Source organism: Dactylosporangium sp. CA-139066 (genome assembly GCF_050936175.1).
Lineage (GTDB): Bacteria > Actinomycetota > Actinomycetes > Mycobacteriales > Micromonosporaceae > Dactylosporangium.
Map to the genome: position 1 here is coordinate 7631584 of NZ_JBNJNH010000001.1, position 20931 is coordinate 7652514.

The following is a 20931-nucleotide window of genomic DNA, read 5'->3' on the forward strand; positions in this document are numbered from 1 at the left end:
CCAGGTCGCCCGCAACGGCCTCACCAGGGCGCCGAGCCACCGTCCGTGGTGGGCCGCCGCCGTGCTGCTGAGGCCAGGTGGCGAGCGGCCGTCCGCCGGACGCCACAGTGGCGTGGGTGGTCGTCATGCACGCACTATCGCACAGTAGTCATAGGTTTCATAGTTTTTATAGTTTTCATAGCCTCAGGCCGTGCCCGGCACTTCGCGCCGGGACGGGGAGCGTGACGGGTTGCCAGCGCTCGGAGAACAGCAGAAGTCCACCTGCAAAGATGGCTGCACCAGCGTGTTCATGCGACGACTCAGGGGTGCAACGTGACCGAGGCCGACAAGCCCCAATGGCTAAAGCTGGGAGAGGCGCATGAGCAGCTGCGGGTTATGGGAATCTCTGACCAGACCGTTCGCGCCTGGGGAGACGCCGGTCGCTACGGCCTTGTCGTCAGGCGCGTAGGAGGCCACCGCAAGTTCCGCGCCGATACGGTCGCCGAAGTGCTCCGTCGCTTCCACGCGGGTGAACTCGACGACGACTGACAGCCGAACTCATCCGTCCGGCACCGGCATGCTTACGAGGCGTTCATGCTCGTCGAATCCATCTCGCGGTCGATGGTCGTGGCCGCCCACTGTCGATTCTGTTGACGCCGGGTCAGGCCGGCAACAACCCGCTGATCACACATCACCGCAGCTGCTGGCGTTGCTGGACCGGATCCGGATCCGTCCGGCGGGGTCGGGCGCGCCGCGGAAGCGGCCGGACATGCTGATCGCGGACAAGGGCTACGCCCACGACTCGACGCGACGGGTGTTGCGGCAACGCGGGATCCGGCACACCATCCCGGAACGGTGTCCGATCAGGGCGCCCGCCGTGCAGCCAAGGGCAGCAGGAGCGGCGACCACCATCGTTCGACAAGGTGCTCTACATCGGCGCAACGTGGTGGAACGTTGCTTCAACCGGTTCAAGCAGTGGCGTGATCTCGCGACCCGGTTCGCCAAACGCGCGGACAGATCTACCACACCAGCCTGGTCCTGATCGCCGCAGTCATGTGGCTCCCATAATCGGCAGGACAGACCCTAGCCGTGCAGAAGATCTAGGACCGCCAGACGCAGCGGCCCTTCCCATTCGGTGAATGGATTGTCCACGACGATGTCCGGTGAGATGGACGTCAGAGTTTGCACCACGGCGGCGGCTTCGTGGTGTGGCAGCGCTCCTGCTTGCCGTAGGGCGAGGGCGAAGAGATAGGCCCGTTGCGCCGGCACTATGTCTGGCCATTGCTGGGCGATGGGATCCGCCTCGATCTCGAACAGAGGAGTTTGCTGCGCGATACCCATCGGTTCGCGGACGGCGGTCTTGAAGGCGTCGACTGCGATTGCGTCCCGGCGCAGGCGCCGCATTAGGGGGTTGAGCAGGGTGGGCAGGAGATGCGTCATCCTGGAGTGGCGGAAGCGTTCATGAACACGGAGGAAGATCACAGGAAGGTCCTGCGAAGGAGCGAGCGCGAGCGCCATCGCCAACGTGTCGTCCCACTCTCGAGGCGCGCGGTGGGCCTCGTCGTCCCGGAACCATGCTTCGAGGTTGCGGAATGCGGTGCCGGATACGGCGTCGTTGGGGAAGAGTTCCACGTAGGCGGCGAGCTTAGCCCTGTTGTACCACCGAGCGCCGGATGGGTCGGTGTGCGCGTCGTCGGTGAGCACTGCTTTGAAGGTGTCGTCGGGCACGGCCCAGCTGTCTCTGTCGAGCACCGCTTCAAGGACCTGGTTCGCCCAGCTGTGCCTGGTGGCGCCAAGCTTGCCGGCCAGGGCGCGGAGAACGGTTTCGTCGCCGCGATTCTCCTGCTTGGCCCAGAGCAGGAAGTGCGGGTCTTCACGGAGTTTCGGATCGGTATCGGCCTCGTGGCGCAGGATCTCGGCGATGACCGGGAACCGGGCAGCTGTCGTCGCCAAGGCCGCCATGACGTCGTGCCGGCTGTCCGCAACGCTCCTGGTGCGGTCGCCGGAGCTTCGGTCGAGGCGTTGGTACAGGTCGTCGCCGAAGTACTCGCGTAGACGGTCCCAATGCTCGGCGATGAGGTCGACCAAGATCTGGTCGATGGCGCCTTCAGGGAGTTTGGTGAGGGTGACGGCGACCGGGCGGGATTCGCCGATCCACTCGGTGATGCCGTCGATGAGTGTGATGTCACCGAGCATCAGCACGCCGGTCCATGCCAGCTGCCGCAGGTCGTCGAGGTCTGGGCCGTAGGCGCAGAGGTTATCTTTGATCTTCTGCACCAACCACTGCATGTGGTCGGTGATCACGTCCGTGCCGGCCGTCTGGTCGTGCGCCTTTTGGTGGCGCTTGATCGCTTGAACCAGACCGATGAAGGCAATGCGGCGGACTTCGGAGTCGGGTTCCTTCTCCCACTCGGATAGCACCTCGACGAGCTCGTCAAGGGTGAGCGCGCTGCGGGTCAGCTCGAACGTCAGCACTTCGCGTAGTTCCGGTTCCACGTGCCCGAGCTGGGCCCATACCTTGGCGCAGAGGTCCCATGACCTTGCGTCGTCTCTGGTGCAGTAGCTGCGGAGAATGGCGACCGGGATGGTGTCCGGGATGCCGGAGGTGAGCGTTCGGATATCGGCGATGAGCTGTTCGGCGAAGTCCTGTACGGCGGGCTGGGACGGCCAGGCGTTGATGACAGCGTTAACATGCCAGGTCAGCGAGTGGGCTCCGCCAGCTGTGCACAGGGTGGCCAGTTCGGCCGGGTCGTAGTCGGCGAGGGTAGGCGGTGCCGCTCCGGAGCCGGGTTCATCCTCGGCCGCCGTCAGACGGATCCATGCCTCGGCGACGGCTTCGGCGACCACGACGCGTTCTTCGCGGCGTCCGTCCTCGGCCGACTGGCGCAGCAGCGAGACGAGGACAGCGAATCCTTCTTCGGGGCCGAGCACATCAACGGCTACGCCGGCCAGGGGCGCCGCCTGCTTGTAGGAGCCGCGTAGCCTACCGGTCAGCGCCTCGCGGACGGTCTCGTCGTCGCCGTACTTGTCGGCCAGGACGCGGGCTGCCCCGTACGGGCGCAGACCATCCAAGCCTCGCAGCAGCACCGCCGTGGCCTGCTCGGGCGGAAGCGCGGTGGCCAGACCGGCGCTGCCGAAAGAAGCAAGTTTCGCCAGATCGTCTTGGACGCGCGGACGTAGGGCTTGGGCGAAGACCGGGTCGTCACGCCACTGCTTGGGGATCGCGCCGAGGTTGTAGAGGATCAGGCTGTGCTTGTCCTCGCTGGCCAGCTGTTCGGCGACCCAGCCTTTGAAGCGGGCATCATCGGCGAAGACCGTGCAGGCCAGATGCCACGCTAGACCTCGATCACCCCCGGTCCGCCCATTAGTCTTGAGGGTTTCCAGCGCGAAGTCGGCGGCCTCGGTGTTCCCAGCGGCGCAGGCGGCGACCAGATCTGCGGCTGGCCAAGGCCCCGAACTGTAGGCCTCGTGGTAGAGCATGGAGAGCAGCCAGTCACGTTCCTCCGTCCGGAACGCGGAGCTGTCTCGTGGCTCAGCGGCCTTGAAAACCAGGTTCAGCGCCACGAGCCGCAGTGCAGTGGACGGTTGGTGGCGGCCCCAGTCGATCAGGCGCTCGGTGTCTGGAGCATCCGGCCATCCTTCGCCAAGAGCATGGATTGCGGCCGCCTGGGTGGACGAGCTGGGCCCGGTCTCGGTGAGTGCTACCAGCGGCGGGACGAGGTGTGGCTGTCCACTGAGCCGTCGGGCGAGAGCTCCAGCCGCGTTGATCTTCACTTCGTCGCTGGGATGCCGTAAGCCCCAGAGAAGATGTTTGGCGGCTTCTTCGTCGGCTATGGGCAGATCGCGCAGCGCCCACATGGTCGCGGATGGGTCGGGACGCGGCGCGGTGAGCCACCGTTTCATGATGGGCAACAGCTGGCTGCTGGCGGTAGGGCTCGCGAGCGTTGCGACCAGCGCGGTGATCAGGTTGGCTCGGTGCCGGGCGTAGGGATGATTCTCCACCCGCTCCACGAGGTCCTTGGTGTGGGCGGCCTGAACGCGGGGGGTGAGTCTGACGCCGGCGGCCAGCGCGTCGGCCAGCAGCTCGTATCCGTCGAGGTCCGCCCAGACGTGATCACCGACGTTCAGTGCCGCCGCGAGCAAGGGTTCGGTGGTGTGCGGGCTGACCTGAGCGCTGAGCAGGGCGAGCAACACGTCGCGCCAGGCAGGATCGTGAACGAACCGCCGGACAGCGTCGAGCTGTTCGTCAGGCGCCAGCATCGCCAGGTGCTGGCCGGCCAGGTGGTCGAGCACGACGCGGTGCAGGAATCCGTAGGAGCCGGCGCCGTGCGAGACGATCAGGCCGAATTCTTCTTCGGCCATCGCGAGGACCGCGTCGGCCAGCCGTCGGGCTTCGGCTGGCTGGTATCCGAGGACTTCGTCATCGATCATCGACTCGACGATGAGCTTCCGCATGTCCTGTTTGGTGGCGACGCCGGCTGCGTCCTTGAGGCGTAGCCGGTAGGCGACCGCGGCGAACAGCGTGCTGGCGTCGGCGGCGGGGAGCGGGCCGCCGCGAGCGTGCGAGGCCCGCTGTCGCATCTGTGGATGCTTCTCGATCAGCAGCTCGACGAGACGGGTATAGATCTTGAATCTTTGGCGGGGTAACGGCTCGCCCTGCCAGGTCGTCGCGAGCAGCGTGAGGAACAGCGGCGACCGTGACAGCTGAGCGAGGTCGGCGGAAATTTCGAGCTGGGCTAGGAATGCCTCCACGCCGGCGCCCCAGTGCAGCCGTGGTTCTGGGTCAACAGCAGAAGCAGTGCCTCCCTGCAGAATCCCCGCAGCGATGCTGCGGCGTTGCCCATCGGTCAGCGGCGTGATCTGGGCGTGGGCCCAGGGACGCTGCCAATTGAGCCGGTCGACGGCGTAGGGGCGGGTGGAGAGGACCGCGGCGGCGTTCGAGCGGCCTAGGAACGCCTCGAGGACGCCGAGGGCATGTTCGGCTGAGCTGACGTCGCTCCACTCGTCGATGCCGTCGACGAACAGCATCAGCCGGTCGTCGTGCAGCGCCCGCTGGGCCAGCGGCCAGAGATCGGCGGCGCTTTGCGACGACAGCCACGCTTCGACGGCGGAGACCAGCGAATTCTCCGTCGAGGCGTCGAGGTGCCGGCAAAGGAACCCGAAGGGAAGCCAGACGGGAAGGTCACCGCCGTGCTCGCGCTGCAGCGTAATCGACTGCGGCCGTTCGGCGAGTAGGTCGGCCGCCGCGAACCGCAGCAGGCTCGATTTGCCCACGCCCGGGCCGCCGATGACGAGCCGATACTTGCCTGCGGCCAGCCATTCGTCGGCCGGCATGGCACCCTGCGTACTCGGCCCGTCCGCCGTGGCAGCGGCGATGAGCTGCTGGGCGGACCGGAACGACTGGCGGCGAGCGCCCAGGCGCGAGGCGACGTAGGTGAAGCCGTCCTCCGGATGCTCCGATCTGATCGAGCTTTCGGTGTTCGGCTGCTCAACGTCCACGACGCCGCGCTGCTGGGGCCGCGGGTCAACATTCACAATTACGAACTGCTGCTCGGAGGCAGGGTCCTCCGTCTGCTGTATGCCGCCTTGGGCGGAGAACACCGCCTGATAGAGCTGCCGCAACCGCGTGCGCAGCTCCCTGCTCTCCAAAGCGGGCAGGTTATTCGCCAACGCCCGGGCTGCTTCAGGACCGCAGAAGGCCTCGACCCAGCTCCTGCCGAAGAAGTCATCGACGATGCGCGGATGGTCCTTCAGCAGCGCTGATACCTCTTGCACGCCCCAAGGGACAAAAGTCACCCCGAGCCCGGCCAGACGATCGCCTTGCGTCCGGAGCTCTTCGTCGAGCTTGGTGTCTTGCAGGTCGTATGACGTCGCGTAGTAAAAGATGCGGGTCTTGTCCGACCAGTCGCCCTTCAGGAAGTCGTCCACCGCCTTCTTGATCTTGGCAGCGGTCAACGCCTGCACCCGACGCGACTGAAGCGTGATGTAATCCCGGCCGGTGGCGTCGGCAGCTGTCAGATCCAGGGGCAAGCGTGCATACGCGTCGATGCCCTGCTGTCCCTGGCCGGGCGTGCCGAACAACTTCGCGTACGTGACCGGCCGAACAGTCTGCAGAAGACGCAGGAAGAGCTTCTCGGCGTCAGGCCAGGTCAACTGGCTGAGAGGCAGCACCTGGAGGTTGGTCTCGACTGGTGGCTCGGGCAGCGGTCCGGCCGGCGCAGCCCAGAGGACCGCTTCGGCCTGATCATGAACCTCGGACTCGCTTGTGATCCCCACCGTCGTACCTCCGCGACCGCCCGACGCACTCACTTTATGCAACCCAGCGACGCTGGGTAGGCACGGCACCACCGGAGTGGTGGCGACGGCCCAAGCTCGGCGGCCGTCGTCCAGCTCGCCAACCTGCTTATGGCGACTTTCGCGCTCACCGCTGTACTCGGCCTCCCGGCACGCACTGCGTGGTCACCGAGCCGCTTGCGGCTCGGCCTAGACATGGCCACCGTCCTGCTAGCCGGGACCGTCTTCCTCTGGCACTTCTCCACCGAACCCGCCCTGGCCCACCGCACTGGCGCTGCTGGCCGTCGCCGGTGTCGGCGAGTTCGGCTCCTCGGCCCTCATCCCCGTCCTGCAGGGCACCGACTCCCTACACCTGGTCCTCGCGCTCGCCGCCGACCGCAGGTTCCTGATTGCCGGCGCGCTCGCCCCGCTCACCGCCGCCGACAATCAGTTAAGGGTCACATCCGAAGATGTGGCGACTGACGGGAGGTCCAGAACTGAGCTGCCGTGTGCGCGCTAGGCATGGTGGCGGCATTTCATAATGGACGCAGCCATGAATGGTGAGCACTCGCGCCGATGCGCGTTCCCGTAATCCTTCACCAGCGCAAGGCTGTGGACAGTACGCATGTCGACCACCCTACTGAACCTCTCGCTGGGACCTGCGACGGCTCGTCACCGCCGCACAATCGTGGTCGCGACACTGTGGCCCGCCGAGTAGAGCAACCGAACAGTCCGCCCCATTGCCGGCTGGCCGGCCCCGGACGCCAACGACCGTGAACTACTCGGCCTCGCCCGGCTTATCCAAGCGCGCTAAGCGGGGTAGGGTGATGGAGTGCTTCGCGACCGCCTCAGCCACGCACCGACCGGCAGCCAGGCGTTGACGACCTATTCATAACCGTTGAAGCCTGAAAGGTACGGTTCGGTCGCCCGCTCAAGAATGGCTTACGGGAGCATCCTCCGGCGCAGATTCTTCTCCGCTCGGGTCCGTGCGGTCTCTACCGACGTAGGCGCTGCCTTTACCGTGTTGGCGGCCATGAGCGTTTCTACCTGGGCGGCGGTGAACCGGCGTTTGCGAGCGATGTGAACATGCTCGACGCGTCCCGCTCGGCATTCGTCAGCCAGCCACCGGGCAGAGACTCGGATGAGCTTGGCGACTTCTGGGATGTCGTAGTACCGGATTTCCTCTGGCATGCCCGCCCCCGCTCTCGTGTACGCCCTGCCATGTCGATCTGAGCGTGTTCCGGCGCCCGGAACGTCAACACGCTCGCCAGCGGTTCCGCGAGTAGCCGGATCATGCCGTATCGACGCCATTCAGCGTGCCTGGCGGCAAGGTCAGATAACAGGTGTCGGTGCGTGTGCGGGGGTGTCACCGGAGAGGCGAGGAGCGCCGAGCGCCGCTCGACACGCCAGTGTGACCGGGATCACGTAAGAGGCACAGCAAAACCCGCCCCTTGGCCCCTTGATCAGGGGTGGAGCGGGTGGGAACGAGGCCCTCAAGATCGGCCGGTGTTCCCATGGTGTGCCCATGGGCGATGATCCGGGTCTTGAAGATCATCGCCCAGAGGGCGTTCGCCCTGGTAGGGCTGCAGAGCCGCCTGACGGAATCGAACCGTCGACCTATTCATTACGAGTGAATAGGTCATGGCCCTACCTGCCTCAAGCTGCGGCGATCGCCGAGCCTAACCTGGCACCGCGAGCGGCAGGTACCCGCACCTGATCGTTGCTGTACCGGATGAACGCAGCGGCACCCGTGGGCAAGGCACGTCAGGTGATGCCGTCCAGACCGATCGGCCGTACTGCTGCCACCACTGTCGTCAATATGCTACCCAGATCAATTGGGATGGGAACGACATGGCAGCCGATGATCTTCGCTACGAACCGCCGCACCACGGCCTGGGCTGGTTAGATCCGCTTCGGCCGACGTCATGCCTCGTCATGGGCGACGTACCGGAGCACGAGCGCGACTCCATTGTGCAGATCGCCCCCAGTGTGCGGGCAGCCACCCCATCTGGAATGGCCAGGCGCCTGCTGCATCAGGGCACGTATGCGTTCGAGGTAGGAGGGGTGTGGCACGTCGTGCTCATCGCCCTCGGCCGCGAACCACGGTTGTCAGAGGGTGCGCGATCACGGTACGTCGAAGACGGCCATCTCAGTTTCGCGCGAATCTTTTACGAGGACAGCTGGGACGAGGCGGCACCGTTCGCCGGTCGGCCGGGCTTGAGCGTCGGTGCGACGGTCCGCCCCAAGGGCACCGACGCATTCGGCCGGATCAGGCGGGTCATCGCGATCCCGGGCGGATACGAGTACGAAGTCGACATCCAGGGGACGGTCAGCTCCTTCAGCGAGGAGGCGCTGGTCCCGGTCGCCGGCGACCCACGGGATCCCTCGTTCTGGCTGCAGCAGCCGCCGGCGAAGGCGGCCGACATCTCACTGACGCTGACCTGGACGAAGCTGCACCATCCGTTGACCGACGTCCTGTATTCGTTCGCGTCGAGCAAGACGGTCTTCCGGCCGTACCAGTTCAAGCCGGTCCTGAAGATGTTGACCGGCTCCTCCGGACGGATCCTGATCGCCGACGAGGTCGGCCTCGGCAAGACGATCGAGGCGGGGCTGATCTGGAGCGAGCTAGAGCAGCGTTCGCGGCTCGAGCGAGTGCTGGTGGTGGCCCCGGCGGCGTTGACGCTCAAGTGGAAGGCCGAGATGGAGCGGCGGTTCGACCGCAGCCTCCCGGTGCTGAAACCGCGGGAGCTCGGTGAGCTGCTCGACCGGCTGCGAGAAGGCGCGGAACCGGAGATCCGGGGTGTGATGTCGCTGGAGTCGTTGCGCAACGCCGACGTCCTCGAGGTGCTCGACCAGCTGCAGCCCCGATTCGACCTGATCATCGTGGATGAGGCGCACTACCTGCGTAACCGGGAAAGCAAGACCCACGCGCTCGGCCGGTTGCTCGCCTCACTGGCCGATTACCTCGTGTTCCTGTCAGCCACGCCGCTGAACCTCGGCAACGACGACCTGTTTAACTTGATGCACCTCCTCGACCCCGAGAACTTCGGCGACAAAGCGATCTTCGATATCCAGCTGTGGCCCAACGAACTGTTGAACACCGTGGCGCGATCGCTGCTGCAGGACGGGCGGCACACCCCACGAAAGCTCGTCGCCGAGCTGGATCGCCTCGCCGGCCTGGACTTCGGAGCGTCCGTGACGGACCGCCCGGACTTCGGGATTCTTCGTAGTCTGCTCGACGTGGAACGTCCGCTGCGACCGGACGAGATCGCCCGGGCTCGCCGGCTGCTGGCTGATCTGAATGTCCTTGGCGGCGTTCTGACCAGGACTCGAAAGGCCGAGGTCCCCGATGCGAAAGCGGTCCGGGAGCCCCGCAATATCGATGTCGAGTGGACCGATGCCGAGCGGCGGTACTACGAGGCCGTGGTGGCGTGGTACACGGCGAAGGCACTCGAGTCCGGCAGCCCGCCCGGCTTTGTGATGCAGATGCCGCTGCGGCAGGCGGCCAGTTGTATTCCCGCGTCGCAGCGGCTCATCCAGCGACGCGATCCGCACCTGTTCGCCGAGGCGTTCGACGACTTCGATGAGGAACCGGGCGAGGTGCCGACCGGCCTCCCGGTCGCCGGCGTTCTGAGCCGGCCCGTCCCGGTCGACAGCAAGTACGAGCGGCTCCAGGAGGAGCTGCTGCGGATTCGGCAGGCTGGCCTGCGCCAGATGATGATCTTCTCGTTCTTCCGCGGCACGCTCGCATACCTCGCCGAGCGGCTCAAGGAGCACTTCACCGTCGCGGTCATGGACGGCGGCGTGCCGCTGCCGCGGCGCGAGGAGATCATGCGCCAGTTCCGCGAGGGCCGGTTCGAGATCCTGCTGCTGAGCGAGGTCGGTTCCGAGGGTCTGGATTTCGAGTTCTGCAATGTGCTGGTCAACTACGACCTTCCGTGGAACCCCATGCGGGTGGAGCAGCGGATTGGTCGCCTCGACCGGTTCGGGCAACAGCACGAGAAGATCTTCATCTACAACATGCGCGTGCCGGGAACCATCGAGACCGACATCTTCCAGCGGCTCTACGACCGCATCGGCGTGTTCCAGAACTCGATCGGGGAGCTGGAGCCGATCCTGCGCGACAGCATCGGCGACATCTCCAAACGGGTGCTCGACCCGAAGCTCGATGACGCCGGACGCCGGCGCGAAGTCGATCGGATCGTCGTGGCCCTGGAGCAACGCCGGCACGACGCCGACGACCTGAAGAACTCGCGGGCGTACCTTTCCGGCCTCGACGACCTGCTCGTCGAAGGCATGACCGCCGACGGACCCGGCAACGGCCGGTTCATCGGGCCGGCCGAGATCCGCCGGATGATCGACGAACTCCTCGTGCGGGTCGGGGGTCGTCGGGGCGACGTGGACGCCGACGGCGTGTTCCGGATCGTCGGATCGCCGGCGCTCGCGACGAAGTTACGCCAGCACCGCTCGACGGACGACGGCAGCCGGCACAGCCGTTCCAAGCTGGCCGCCCTCATGCAGGACGGCACGCCGCTGGAGTGCACCTTCCAGCCCGAGGTGGCCAGCAGGCGCAACGTCGAGCTGGTATCGGCTCGGCACCCCCTGGTGCGGGTCGCGCTGGACGTGCTGGACGCAGAGACGCTGTCACTGCCCCGATTCGGATCGGTCCAGGCGAGCGGCCTGCCGAATGGCCGGAGCTTCCTGGTCAGTCTCGACCTCGCGGTGACGACGGGACTGCGTCCGCTGTGCGAGCTGTGGGCCACGGCGATCGACGTCGACACCCAGCGCGTCTCGGCCGGCGTCGGTGACGCGTTGCTGCAGGCCCTGGCCGAGGGCAACCTCGGCGATGGGCCACCCATCGCCCCCGCCGACACGCAGCGCCTGCTGCGGCTGGCCAAGGACGAACTCGCCACCCGCCGGCGCCAGACCGAACGGTTCCGTGCCCAGGAGAACGCGGCCCTGGTGGCCGGCCGGATCCGGGCCCGCGAGGGCTCCCTGGATCTGCAGATCCGCAAGACCACCGAGCTCATCGGCCAGTTGCGGGCGCAGGGCCGCAGCCGCAGCATCATCCGGTTGAACGAGGGATGGTTGCGGCGCCTGCGTGAGAACCGGCGGGACGTGCGGGACAAGCTGATCGGTCACTCGGAGCTGAGCCTGTCCCTGACCTCCGTCGCCGTTGTCATCGCGAGTGCGGCGGAGCCCAGTCCTTGTTGAGGTACCACGCCGTCGGCTCGATCGTGCTCTCGCCTTCGACCCGCCGGAGCACCAGCTGGGCGTGGTCGCGGCCGCGGATGACGGGCCACCGCTCGACCCGCATCTGCATGTCCCAGCCCTTCGCGTCGCGGATGTGGACCCGCCCGTCGCAGTAGAGCTTGAACGCCATCTTGTCCGTCCCGAACTTCAGCGCGATGCCGTCCATTGGCCGGTGGCCGTCTCCTCCGCCGCCGTCGATGTAGGCCAGACTCAGGTACTCGCCGGAGGTGGACCTGACCCGCAGCACAGCGGTGCCTTGGGAGGGTCCGGGAAACGCTCGGCCGTGCCGGGCGTAGCCGAGGTCGAACATGCCGCTGAGCACCTGCTGCGCCGTGTAGAGCGGGGTGTACGCCTCGTACAGCACCTCTTGGCGCCGTCGGCCGCCTTCCTCCCACTCGACGACGAAGTCGAATCCGGGGCGGTGCAAGTTGAGCCGGTCGTAGCTGCCCGTGTCGGCAAGCCCGGCCACGATCGCCTCATCCGCGGCCACCCCGGCATTGTCGAACACTTGCGCCTGGGGGAACTCCTGACCGATCCGCTGCTCCACGTAGGGAATGCGGCTCATGCCCCCGGCGAGGAGGACGTAGTCGACATCTTTGGCCAGCTCGGCCGGGTTCACCGCCCGCAGCTGCGCCGGCGACCGACCGCCCCGCTCCGTCAGCCGGGCAGCCCGGATCGCTGCCCACACTAGCATGAGCACGCGGTCCATCTGCGGCCGGAACGCCTCCTCCAGCTGTTCCTTGCGGTAGGTGAGCACGGGCATGTCGCCCATCGGCCGGCGCGGCACCAGGATCCGCTGCTCCGACATCTGCGAGAGGTGTTCCTTGGCGGCCCGGGCCGCCCGGAGGAGTACCGCGTCCACGTACTCTCCGGGCGCGCGGTCCCAGACGTCGACGCCACGCTCGGCGTACAGCCCGATGAAGTCATCGGCAATGGCACGGTCGAGCGCGTCGCCGGCCTGGTCGACTCCGAGCGCGGACAGCACCGAGATTTCCGGCTGCTCGCCGCCGACGACATCGAGCACCGCGATGTCCAGTGTGCCCCCTCCCATGTCGAACACGAGCAGTCGACCCTTCGGGCGTTCGCCGAACCGCAGGAAACGATGCGTCACCCAGGCCACGCCGGCGGCGATCGGCTCGTCAATAAGGGTCGAGCTGTCCACCGGCAGACCGGCTTTCGTGGCGAGCGAGAGCAGCCGGCCACGTTGCTGGCCGTCCCACATCGCCGGGCAGCCCAGCCGCAGATCGAGGCTGTCGCTGATCGGTCGCCCGGCCGCCTCGGCCCGCCGGCCGATCTCGGCGAGAATCGCGGTCATGACGTCGTCCGCGGCGACCTCGTGCCGATCCGCCGCGCTGCCGATGACAACCGCATCCTGATGACGGGTGATGGCCCGCTTCACCGAGCGGATGACCTGGTCGCTCGGCAGTTCGTCGGCGTCCTCGCCGACCAGGAGATCGCCGTTGTCATATCCCGCGATGGAGGGGAACCACTGCGTGCCCACGCCGAGCGGAACGATTGCTGCCGGCAACCGGCCCTTCCGCTCCGCGACAAGCGACGTCGACGTGCCGAAGTCGATGCCGACGGCATGACTGTGGCGACCGGCCATATGCCCTCCTACTGCCCTAGAACTGAGGCCTTGCTCATGAGCACCACGTCATCGGCGGTCCGCCATCGGTAGCCCGGACGGATGACACTCACCTGGCTGCCCGGCGCCGGACGCCCGGCGATCGGCTTGTGCACGGCTGGATCGAACGCAGTATCGGCACCGGCCACGCCGATCGGCTCCAGGCCGCTTCCCGCCGCAATGGCCCGAACCCGGTCGACCAGCACGTCCGAGCCGGCATGGTCGGCGGCAAGCTCCTCGACCTCGGCGGCGAGATCGGCCATGGCCCGAACAACGTCGATGCGAACCTGCCGCTCCTGGGCTGCTCGCAACCCGACGGCCTCCTCGTGCTGCCCCCGCAGCATCTCCTCCAGCCGCTCCGCCCTGCCGCGCAGGTCGGCCGCCTCCCGCTCCCCAGCGTCGGCCCGCACCATCGCCGCCTCGACCGCCGTTCTCGCCTCGTCGAGTTCGCGGCGGAGCGCATCAGCACCCTCGGTGTCCGCCAGTGCGTCCACCCACCCACGGACCGTCGGATCGTCGCGGCCGATGCGCCGGAACATCGCGGCGACGGCGTCATCGGGCAGCTGCCGGGCGAACTCTGCCGGAAGACCGAGCAGGAGACTCAGCCCCCGGCGAGTGCCGGCAGCATCGAGCTCGGCCTTCACCAACGGCCGGATCACTCGCTCTCCCACCGCCTTCAGGCTGGTCACGCTGCCGAGACCGCCGTCAGCACATGCCACGACGTCCGTCAGCGAAGCGCCGCGCCACCACATCGCTTCGGCGACGCGATCGGGCCACAGCCGGGCAACGGCTGCGATCACCGCCGCCCGCCCGTTGCCGGGACGCAGCGGCAACGCGGACGCCGCATCTGCAATAGCCTCCGACGGTGCTGTGCTCGCTTCGGCCAGGTTCGCCATCGACAGCAGTTTGGCCAGCAGTTGGAGCCCGGCGTGCAGATCCGTCGGCTCGGCGCCCGGCGCCACCACCCGCAGGACTCGGCCGAGCGGCCCGACGGCTACCGGCGTCAGCACCTCTGCGGACAGGCGCCGCAACATCCAGACCGCGGCGGCATGCAGGTCGGCATCTCCGGCTACCGCCTCCACCTCCCCGGCCGCTGCACGCAGCAGTGCGTCGTCGGCGGCAACCGTCACGTGCTCCGGCCCCAGAGGGTGGAGCTCCGGCAGATGCCGCGGCACCGCAACAAGCAGCGCCGCGCCTCCGGCAAGCTGGTCTTCGCCCAGCTCACCGAGGAGGTTGCCGAGATCAGTATCCGAGAGCCGCCCGAGTGTCATACCACTGCGCAGCGGGGTCTGCGCCGCTCCGCGCAACAGATCGGCCAGGTCGGGCAGCCCACCGCCCTCCGGCACCGCCTGGACGGCCTCGGCCGACTGCGTGTCCGCGACCCGCGCCCCCGCCGACGAGTCTTCCGATTGCGCTTCCGGCGGGATGATCGGTTCTGGCTCAGCGGGCTCGGCGAGCGGCACAGCCGACGTGGGCGGCTTCCAGATGTACCGCCGCTTGCGGTCCATCACGATGTCGTCGCGCTTCATGAGCCGTTTCCTGGCTTCCAGCCAGGCGGCGTTGGCCACGGCGAGGCCGATGCCGTAGGTGCCGAGAAGTTCCTGGTGCCCCCGCGCATCCAGCCGCAAGCCATCCTCGATCGACCGGATGATCGCCCAGGCCGGATCGGAGCGGATCTTGTCACCGACCGTGGCCGGGTCGAGCAGCCAGGAATACCGCAAGGAGCCGCGAGCCGCGAGCTTGTGCCGGCTGTCGAGGACGACGTCCTCCTCGACGCCGTCATCCTCCCAGCGCACACGCAGCGGACTCCGGCCGCCGACCAGTATCACCGCGATCCGGGGCCGTTCCTGGCCCGGTTGCGGCAGGCGGATCACCACGTCAGATCGTTCCACGGCTGCGACTGTAGCCGTCGAGGAAGGGGCTGGCGGCGCCGCTCCATGACACATGCAGCGATTCGCGCGCTCGGGTGCAGGCCACGAAGAGCAGGCAGCGTTCCCTGAGCATGTCGCTGTCGTGCTGGATCTTGTCGACGTCCGCGGGGGTGATCTCCTTCGCGAACGGTACCGCTGAGGCGTTCACACCGGCGACCGCGACGCATCGGAACTCGAGTCCTTTCATGGCGTGCATGGTTGCCAGCCGCACGCCGTCGGCGTCGCCGGCTGGGCCGTCTTTCAGGCGGACAACCGGAACGTTTGCCTCGGCCAGCTCGTCGCCGATCTTGTCCAGCAGGACGTTGAAGCGGGTGCAGACCGCGATGTCGCTCGGTTGCACGTCGTGCTCCATCCACTCCCGCACCTGCCGGACCACCGCGGTCACCTCGGCCTGCTCGGTGTGGCAGCCGGTTGCGTGCGGACGCTTGCCGTGCAGCAGTGACCGGTAGCCGGTCAGGTTGTCGCTGCCGTCCCCGGCGAGGTCCTCGATCGATGACCCGTCCAGGATGCCGGTCGACCAGGCGAGGATCTCGGCCGTGCTGCGGTAGTTGATCCGCAGGCGGCTGGTGCGCCCGGCGATCTGGATGCCGAGCGCGCCGAGGGAGACCCGCGCGTCGTAGATCCGCTGATGAGGGTCGCCGGTGATGAACATGTCGTCCGGTCCGGCGGGTATGGCGGCGCGCAGCACCCGCCACTGGGCCGGATGGAGGTCCTGGGCCTCGTCGACCACGACGTGGTCGAAGCCGTGGACGGCGAGGTCCGCGTCGCGCAGGAGGTCGGCGGCGCGCATGCACACCTGCAGGTGGGTGGCGCGACCGCTCGTGCGCAGGTCCCCGGCGAACGCCTCGATCGCCTGCCAGACGCGGTCGCGCTGCCGCGGGGCGAGGGCGGTGCCGCGGCCGCGCCTGCTTGCGGCCTGGTACTCGTCCCGGCTGGTGATCCGGTGCGCGAGGACGACATGGCGGTACTCCTGGGCCAGGAACTGCTCCGTCCACGGCAGGTCCAGCCGGCGCTGGACCCGCCGCCACACCTGCCGCTCGTCGAGGTCGCCGATCGCGGCCGGTACGCGTCCGGCCAGGTTCTTCAAGGTGCGGTGGGCGAAGGCGTTGACGGTGGTGACCTCGACCCGCGACAGCTGTTCGTCGTCGTCGAGCAGGAGCGCAAGGTGCTCGCGCAGCGTCCGGGCCAGCGCGTTGGTGTAGGTGGTCACCAGCACGCGCCGGCCCGGTGCGCGGGACAGCAGGTGCTTGACCCGATGGAGCGCGACCACGGTCTTGCCGGTGCCGGGGCCGCCGGTCACTTGCGCGGGCCCGTTGTAGGACGGCCGGTAGGCAATGCGCCGCTGCGACGGGTGCAGGAACACCCGCCAGGCGGCGAACGGCTTCTCCAGCATGTCGCGCAGCTCGTCGGCGTCCGTGACCAGCGTGATCCGGCTCGCGGTGTTGGCAATCGCCGTGGCCAGCGTGTCACCGGCCGCAGTGGTGGCGGCCGGCCGCCGCTCGGCGACCACGTCGCGGTACACCTCGTCGGGCGTGAAGCCTTCGGCCAGGTACTGCAGCACCTCGAACTGGTCCTCGGGCAGCAGGGACCCGAAGGCGTCGAGCTGCGGCTTGTCGGCGATGGTCCGCACCGCGCGCAGCACCTGATCGTCGATGCCGAGGTCGCGCAGGACGGTGTCGGAGTGCCGGGCGAAGAGCAGCGACGGCGCCGCGGCGGCCGCCTGCTCCAGCGCCGGGGTCAGCTGTTCGATGGCGACCACGTTGCGCACCTCGAGGGCACGCGTGGCGGTGTTGACGGTGAACAGCTGCCGGGTCGCCCAGGTGTAGGCGTCGTCGTGCGGGACGACCTTGACCAACAGGAACATGTCGCTGCCGTCGTCCGGGGCGAGGACGACGCCCCGCCAGAAGTCGTTGACGCGGATCGTGCGCATCCGGGTGTCGCGGGCGTTGTGCACCGACTCGAGGTGCAGGCCCTTGTCGGCATACAGCTCGGCAATGGTGAGCTGCTGGAACTTCTCCATCGCCCGGCGCACGCCGGCCTTGACCTGCTTGTCGAGGGCGTCGTAGTCCTCCCAGAAGGACTTCGCGAAGGCTAGCTGAGGCACGCGATCACAGCCCCAGCGCCTTGCCGGCGAGGTCACGCCAGCCGGGGTAGTCCACGCCGTTGCGGTCGTTGGTGATGATCAGCGTGCCGCCCTCCTCGAACGGGAGCACGCCGTTGTCGGCGTACCAGGCCTGCTTGCGCCGCCACTTCTCGGCGTACCGCGGGTCGTTGAGCATGCCGAGGTGCTCCCACAGCAGCGTCTCGCCCAGATCCGTGGTGATGGTGAAGTCCGGCTTGACGGTTCGGCCGTCGGCGCCGGTGAACGGGGCCTCATAGACGTAGACCGCGTTGAGCTGGTGCAGCAGGTTGGCGATGAGCAGCTCGCTCTTGCTGCGGACAAGTTCGCCCCGCTCGGTGCGGTGCACCAGTCCTCGGTCGACCAGCGCGTCACTGACGGGCACGGGATCGGACGGCGTGAACAGGTTAGTGAACCGTCCCGCGGTGTCGGAGTGGACAGGCGAGCCGAGCTTCGCGACGTCGTCCAGGCTCCCCTCGTGCAGCAGGACCACCTTGGCCCGCTGCCGGGTGAGGGCTGTGTACAGCAGTTCCCGGTTCAGCCCTCCGATGTCCTTGGGCAGAATCACCACGGTGAGCTGGAACTCGCTGCCCTGAGCCTTGTGCACGGTGATGGCCCAGGCCAGTTCCAGCATCGGCGCGCGGTCGTTGTCGGTCCAGTCGAAGTACTCGTACTTGGCGCCCTCGCGCCCGTTGAACTCGATTTCGGTCTTGTTCGGGGCCCACTTGACGCGACCTGACCGGGTCTGGCCGACCACGACGCCGAGCTCGCCGTTGGCGACGAAGCGGTCCGCGTCTGGCGGGTAGACCCGGCGTTCCTTGAACCGGTGGTTGCGAATGTTGATGACCTTGTCGCCGACCACGATCCGTTCGGGCCCGATCGGTCTGGCGTTGTACCGCCGCGGCCCGACCGCCTGTTCGAGCGCTCGGGTGCCGAAGGTGTCCTTGAGCGCGCGGTTGATCTCCACGGTGCCCCAGGCGCGGCCTCGCACCGGTGACAGCACCTGCCAGCCGTCTACCTGCTTCGCGGCCCCCGATGGGAAGTACAGGTTCCCCTTCCCGGAGACCTCGCCGCCGTAGCTGCGGCCGAACGCGTGCGTCAGTTCCTCGTCGGAGACGTTGCGGAGTTCCTCCACCTCCTCCCGCAGCACGGCCAGCAGGGTCGCGACGAGGTCGGCGCGCTGGAACGGTACCGCCCGCAAGGTGTCCATCGCCTCGCCCCGCCGCAGGCGCTCCCAGACCAGGTCGGCGGTGGGCGACAGGGCACCATCGGCGAACCAGCTCGCCAGGACGAGGTCGTCGCGCTCCTGCCCCGCCTGCCGACGCGGAATGGTGAGTTCGGCGTACCCGGGTGCGCACCGTGGCACGCGGGTCTCGATGTCGTCGGGGGCGATGCGCCGCACGATGTCGACGAAGGGCCGTCCGGCACCGATCGGGGGCAGCTGCCGGGGGTCTCCGACGAGGACCAGGCGCTCGACGCCGACGATGGCGTCGAGCATCGCGGCGAGCTGCTCCTCGGTGAGCATGGACGCCTCGTCGATGACGACGGTCTTGAACTGGTTGACCCGGGTCTGCGCGTCGCCGGTCACCAGGTACCGTTCGGTCGTCGGGTCGTAGCGTTTCGTCGCGACGAGGAACTGCGCGACGGTGACCGCTTCGGCGCCGACCCGCTGGGTGAGCTGGACCCGTGCCTTGCCGGTCGGGGCGACCAGCAGGACGCCGCCGGCCTGCACCGCCGGGGTGTTCCGCAGCACCTTCAGCAGTGTCGTCTTGCCGGTTCCGGCGGACCCGACCAGCACGCTCATTTTCGACGCGTAGAGGGTCTGCAGTGCGGCCACCTTCTCCTGACGGGCGCGCTGCTCGGCCAGTTGCTCGTCCGGCGGGGCGTCTGCCGGGAGCTGCTGTTCTTTGAGTGCCTCGTCGAGCATCGCGGTGAAGTCCGGTTCCCCGGCGATCGGCCGGGCCTTGATCCTTCGTTCGACGGCGTCGCGGATCACCTGGCCCACGGTCGCGAGTTCGGCCAATTGCAGTGCGGGGGCGCCGTTGCCGAGCTTGAGGCCGGCGAGCGGGCCGCCGTCGGGCAGGGTGCCGGCGGACAGGCCGTGTGCGTCGAGCAGGTCGCCGTTGACCGGGCACGGCTGGCTGAGCTCACGGTCCCGGATGGCGGTGACCAGGTCGGCCTGGGGGCGGACCGTGTGGCCGGCGGCCGTGGCGCGGTGCAGCTCGTCCACGAGCAGGGCCCGCACCCGCCGCGCGTCGAGGGCGTCGCTCATTGCGCTCGGCCGGGGCACCGGGTGCGTCGCGGCGGTCTTGTCGTCCGGGAAGCAGCCACGGTCGATGACGGTGAACGCCACTGCGTCCGGCTGGACCCGGTCGATCTCGAACAGCCGGTACGGGTTGGCGATGATGTCGGCGTCGGTGAGGGCCGGGTCGCGTTCCTCGGCGACGTAGAAGCGCTTGGCCTGCTCGGCGGTGATCGCGAACCGGCTGAGCAGCTGCAGCAGCTGTCGCCGTTCGGGGCGCTGGGCCTTCCAGGTGGTCCGCAGGCTCGGGCTGAGGTGCTCCTGCGCGGTGAGGCTCAGCGAGGCGGGGTCGGTCATGGCGCGGTCGATCGCGGGCCACGGGTCGGCGCCTTCGCCGACGGCCGCGCCGACGACATGGGCGAATGTCACGGCCTGCGGCACCCCGAACGCGGCGAGCGCGCTGCCCAGTCCCGGGCACGGGCCGCGGAGCTTCCACAAACGGTTGAGCTGCGTTTCGAGCCACTCGAAGCCAAGCGGTCCCGTGTCGTCGCCGAGGATCCGCTTGGCCTGGCGGCCGGCGGCGGCCAGCGCGAGCAGGGCGTCGATCGCCAGGTCGTGGCTGACGTGCTCGGTCACGTAGGAGAACGCGGTCCAGCCGGACTCCGGTGCGAAGGCCAGCGCCGCGTCGATGTCCTGGCCTGCGTCCTTCGCGGCCAGCAGCCGCTGGTACGGCAGGAGGAACCCGGCCTGCTGATCCGGCCGCAGCGAGTGCTCGACCGTCGTCTCCCACATCTGCGCGGGGAACTGCTCGCCGCCGCTGCTGCGGTAGGCGCCGGTGGGGGTGGTCCCGGTGACGGTTGCCGCGCCGACGAGCAGGCGGCGGGGATCGTCGCTGAGCGGGCTGTGCTTGGCGTAGAAGAACACGAGGCTCCGCTGCGGGCGTACCGTCGAGAAGAAGGTGTCGAGCAGGGCGCGCTGGTTGTCGCCGTGCATCATCCACGCGGAATCGGACCATCCGGTGATGGCGTCGACGTGCTCCTCAAGATCCAGGTGTACTCCGAGCTGGCGCTCCTGCGCGAGTTCTTTGGCGTCGTCGCGGGACATCCACCGGAAGGGAACGGCCTGCGCGGAGTACGGCGGCAGCGGTTGCGGTGTCGACTGGAACATCGCGAACGCCTTGGACTTCTCCGCGAACGGATGGGTCCGCTCGTACTGGATCGGGTGCGGTGACATGAACGTGGCCCGCTCGGCCACGCACGGCGGCGCCTCGGCCAGCGGCAGCTCGCGGATCTCCCGGCCGGCGTACCGCTGCTCCTGCCCATCGCGGCGGCGCTGGCCGATGTTCTTCAGCAGCACGCACGTGCCGTTGCCGCCTGGGTCGTGGCACACGGTCCCGTTCCAGCCGCCGTCGTGCCAGGGCACGCGGATGGAGATGTGTTCGATCGGGCGGCGCGGCTCGTCCATGAGGCACTCCTGCAAGGTCGATGTGCGGTGGATGTAAACGTCGTCG

Annotated in this window: 9 protein-coding genes and 1 tRNA gene; 3 read left to right on the top strand and 7 right to left on the bottom strand. The window is 68.1% G+C overall.

Annotated features, from left to right (window positions below):
* Positions 1-312 precede the first annotated feature (312 nt).
* Positions 313-528 (top strand): hypothetical protein, encoded by a 216-nt coding sequence (locus tag ACQEVU_RS34995; protein ID WP_433331231.1) that lies wholly within the window; start codon positions 313-315, stop codon positions 526-528.
* 28 nt (positions 529-556) lie between these two features.
* Positions 557-1021, top strand: coding sequence for a transposase (locus ACQEVU_RS35000; protein WP_433335192.1), 465 nt, complete (start codon positions 557-559; stop codon positions 1019-1021).
* A 41-nt stretch (positions 1022-1062) separates the two neighbouring features.
* Here the strand turns inward: ACQEVU_RS35000 and ACQEVU_RS35005 are convergent, their stop codons facing one another.
* From ACQEVU_RS35005 to ACQEVU_RS35015, 3 genes are all read right to left on the bottom strand, one after another.
* The gene (locus ACQEVU_RS35005) at positions 1063-6255 is read right to left on the bottom strand and encodes an NACHT domain-containing protein (RefSeq protein ID WP_433331233.1); all 5193 of its coding nucleotides are present in this window, start codon (positions 6253-6255) and stop codon (positions 1063-1065) included.
* A gap of 939 nt (positions 6256-7194) precedes the next feature.
* A complete protein-coding gene (locus tag ACQEVU_RS35010; RefSeq protein ID WP_433331235.1) occupies positions 7195-7563 on the bottom strand; it encodes a helix-turn-helix domain-containing protein in 369 nt (122 codons plus the stop codon).
* 278 nt (positions 7564-7841) lie between these two features.
* A tRNA-Thr gene (locus tag ACQEVU_RS35015) sits at positions 7842-7917 on the bottom strand.
* Positions 7918-8103: 186 nt separating this feature from the next.
* On the opposite strand from ACQEVU_RS35015, the gene ACQEVU_RS35020 reads away from it, so the two are divergent.
* Complete coding sequence (locus ACQEVU_RS35020; RefSeq protein ID WP_433331237.1) at positions 8104-11466, top strand: DEAD/DEAH box helicase; 3363 nt, start codon at positions 8104-8106, stop codon at positions 11464-11466.
* On the opposite strand, the gene ACQEVU_RS35025 is transcribed toward ACQEVU_RS35020, so the two are convergent.
* From ACQEVU_RS35025 to ACQEVU_RS35040, 4 genes are read right to left on the bottom strand one after another with little or no spacing between them, the layout of a single operon-like run.
* Positions 11432-13111, bottom strand: a complete 1680-nt coding sequence (locus tag ACQEVU_RS35025; protein WP_433331239.1) for an Hsp70 family protein — start codon at positions 13109-13111, stop codon at positions 11432-11434. The two genes, ACQEVU_RS35020 and ACQEVU_RS35025, sit on opposite strands and share 35 nt — an antisense overlap.
* Positions 13112-13119: 8 nt before the next feature.
* The gene (locus tag ACQEVU_RS35030) at positions 13120-15021 is read right to left on the bottom strand and encodes a hypothetical protein (protein ID WP_433331241.1); all 1902 of its coding nucleotides are present in this window, start codon (positions 15019-15021) and stop codon (positions 13120-13122) included.
* Positions 15008-17164 (bottom strand): UvrD-helicase domain-containing protein, encoded by a 2157-nt coding sequence (locus tag ACQEVU_RS35035; RefSeq protein WP_433331243.1) that lies wholly within the window; start codon positions 17162-17164, stop codon positions 15008-15010. The genes ACQEVU_RS35030 and ACQEVU_RS35035 overlap by 14 nt, the downstream gene beginning before the upstream one ends.
* A 4-nt stretch (positions 17165-17168) precedes the next feature.
* The gene (locus ACQEVU_RS35040) at positions 17169-20885 is read right to left on the bottom strand and encodes an AAA family ATPase (RefSeq protein ID WP_433331245.1); all 3717 of its coding nucleotides are present in this window, start codon (positions 20883-20885) and stop codon (positions 17169-17171) included.
* Positions 20886-20931 lie beyond the last annotated feature (46 nt).

Excerpts from the sequence above, each read along its gene's own strand:
- ACQEVU_RS35020 (WP_433331237.1), top strand. The coding sequence starts at position 8,104 with ATGGCAGCCGATGATCTTCGCTACGAACCGCCGCACCACGGCCTGGGC.
- ACQEVU_RS35010 (WP_433331235.1), bottom strand. The coding sequence starts at position 7,563 with ATGGCGTCGATACGGCATGATCCGGCTACTCGCGGAACCGCTGGCGAG.
- ACQEVU_RS35040 (WP_433331245.1), bottom strand. The coding sequence starts at position 20,885 with ATGGACGAGCCGCGCCGCCCGATCGAACACATCTCCATCCGCGTGCCC.
- ACQEVU_RS35025 (WP_433331239.1), bottom strand. The coding sequence starts at position 13,111 with ATGGCCGGTCGCCACAGTCATGCCGTCGGCATCGACTTCGGCACGTCG.
- ACQEVU_RS35000 (WP_433335192.1), top strand. The coding sequence starts at position 557 with ATGCTTACGAGGCGTTCATGCTCGTCGAATCCATCTCGCGGTCGATGG.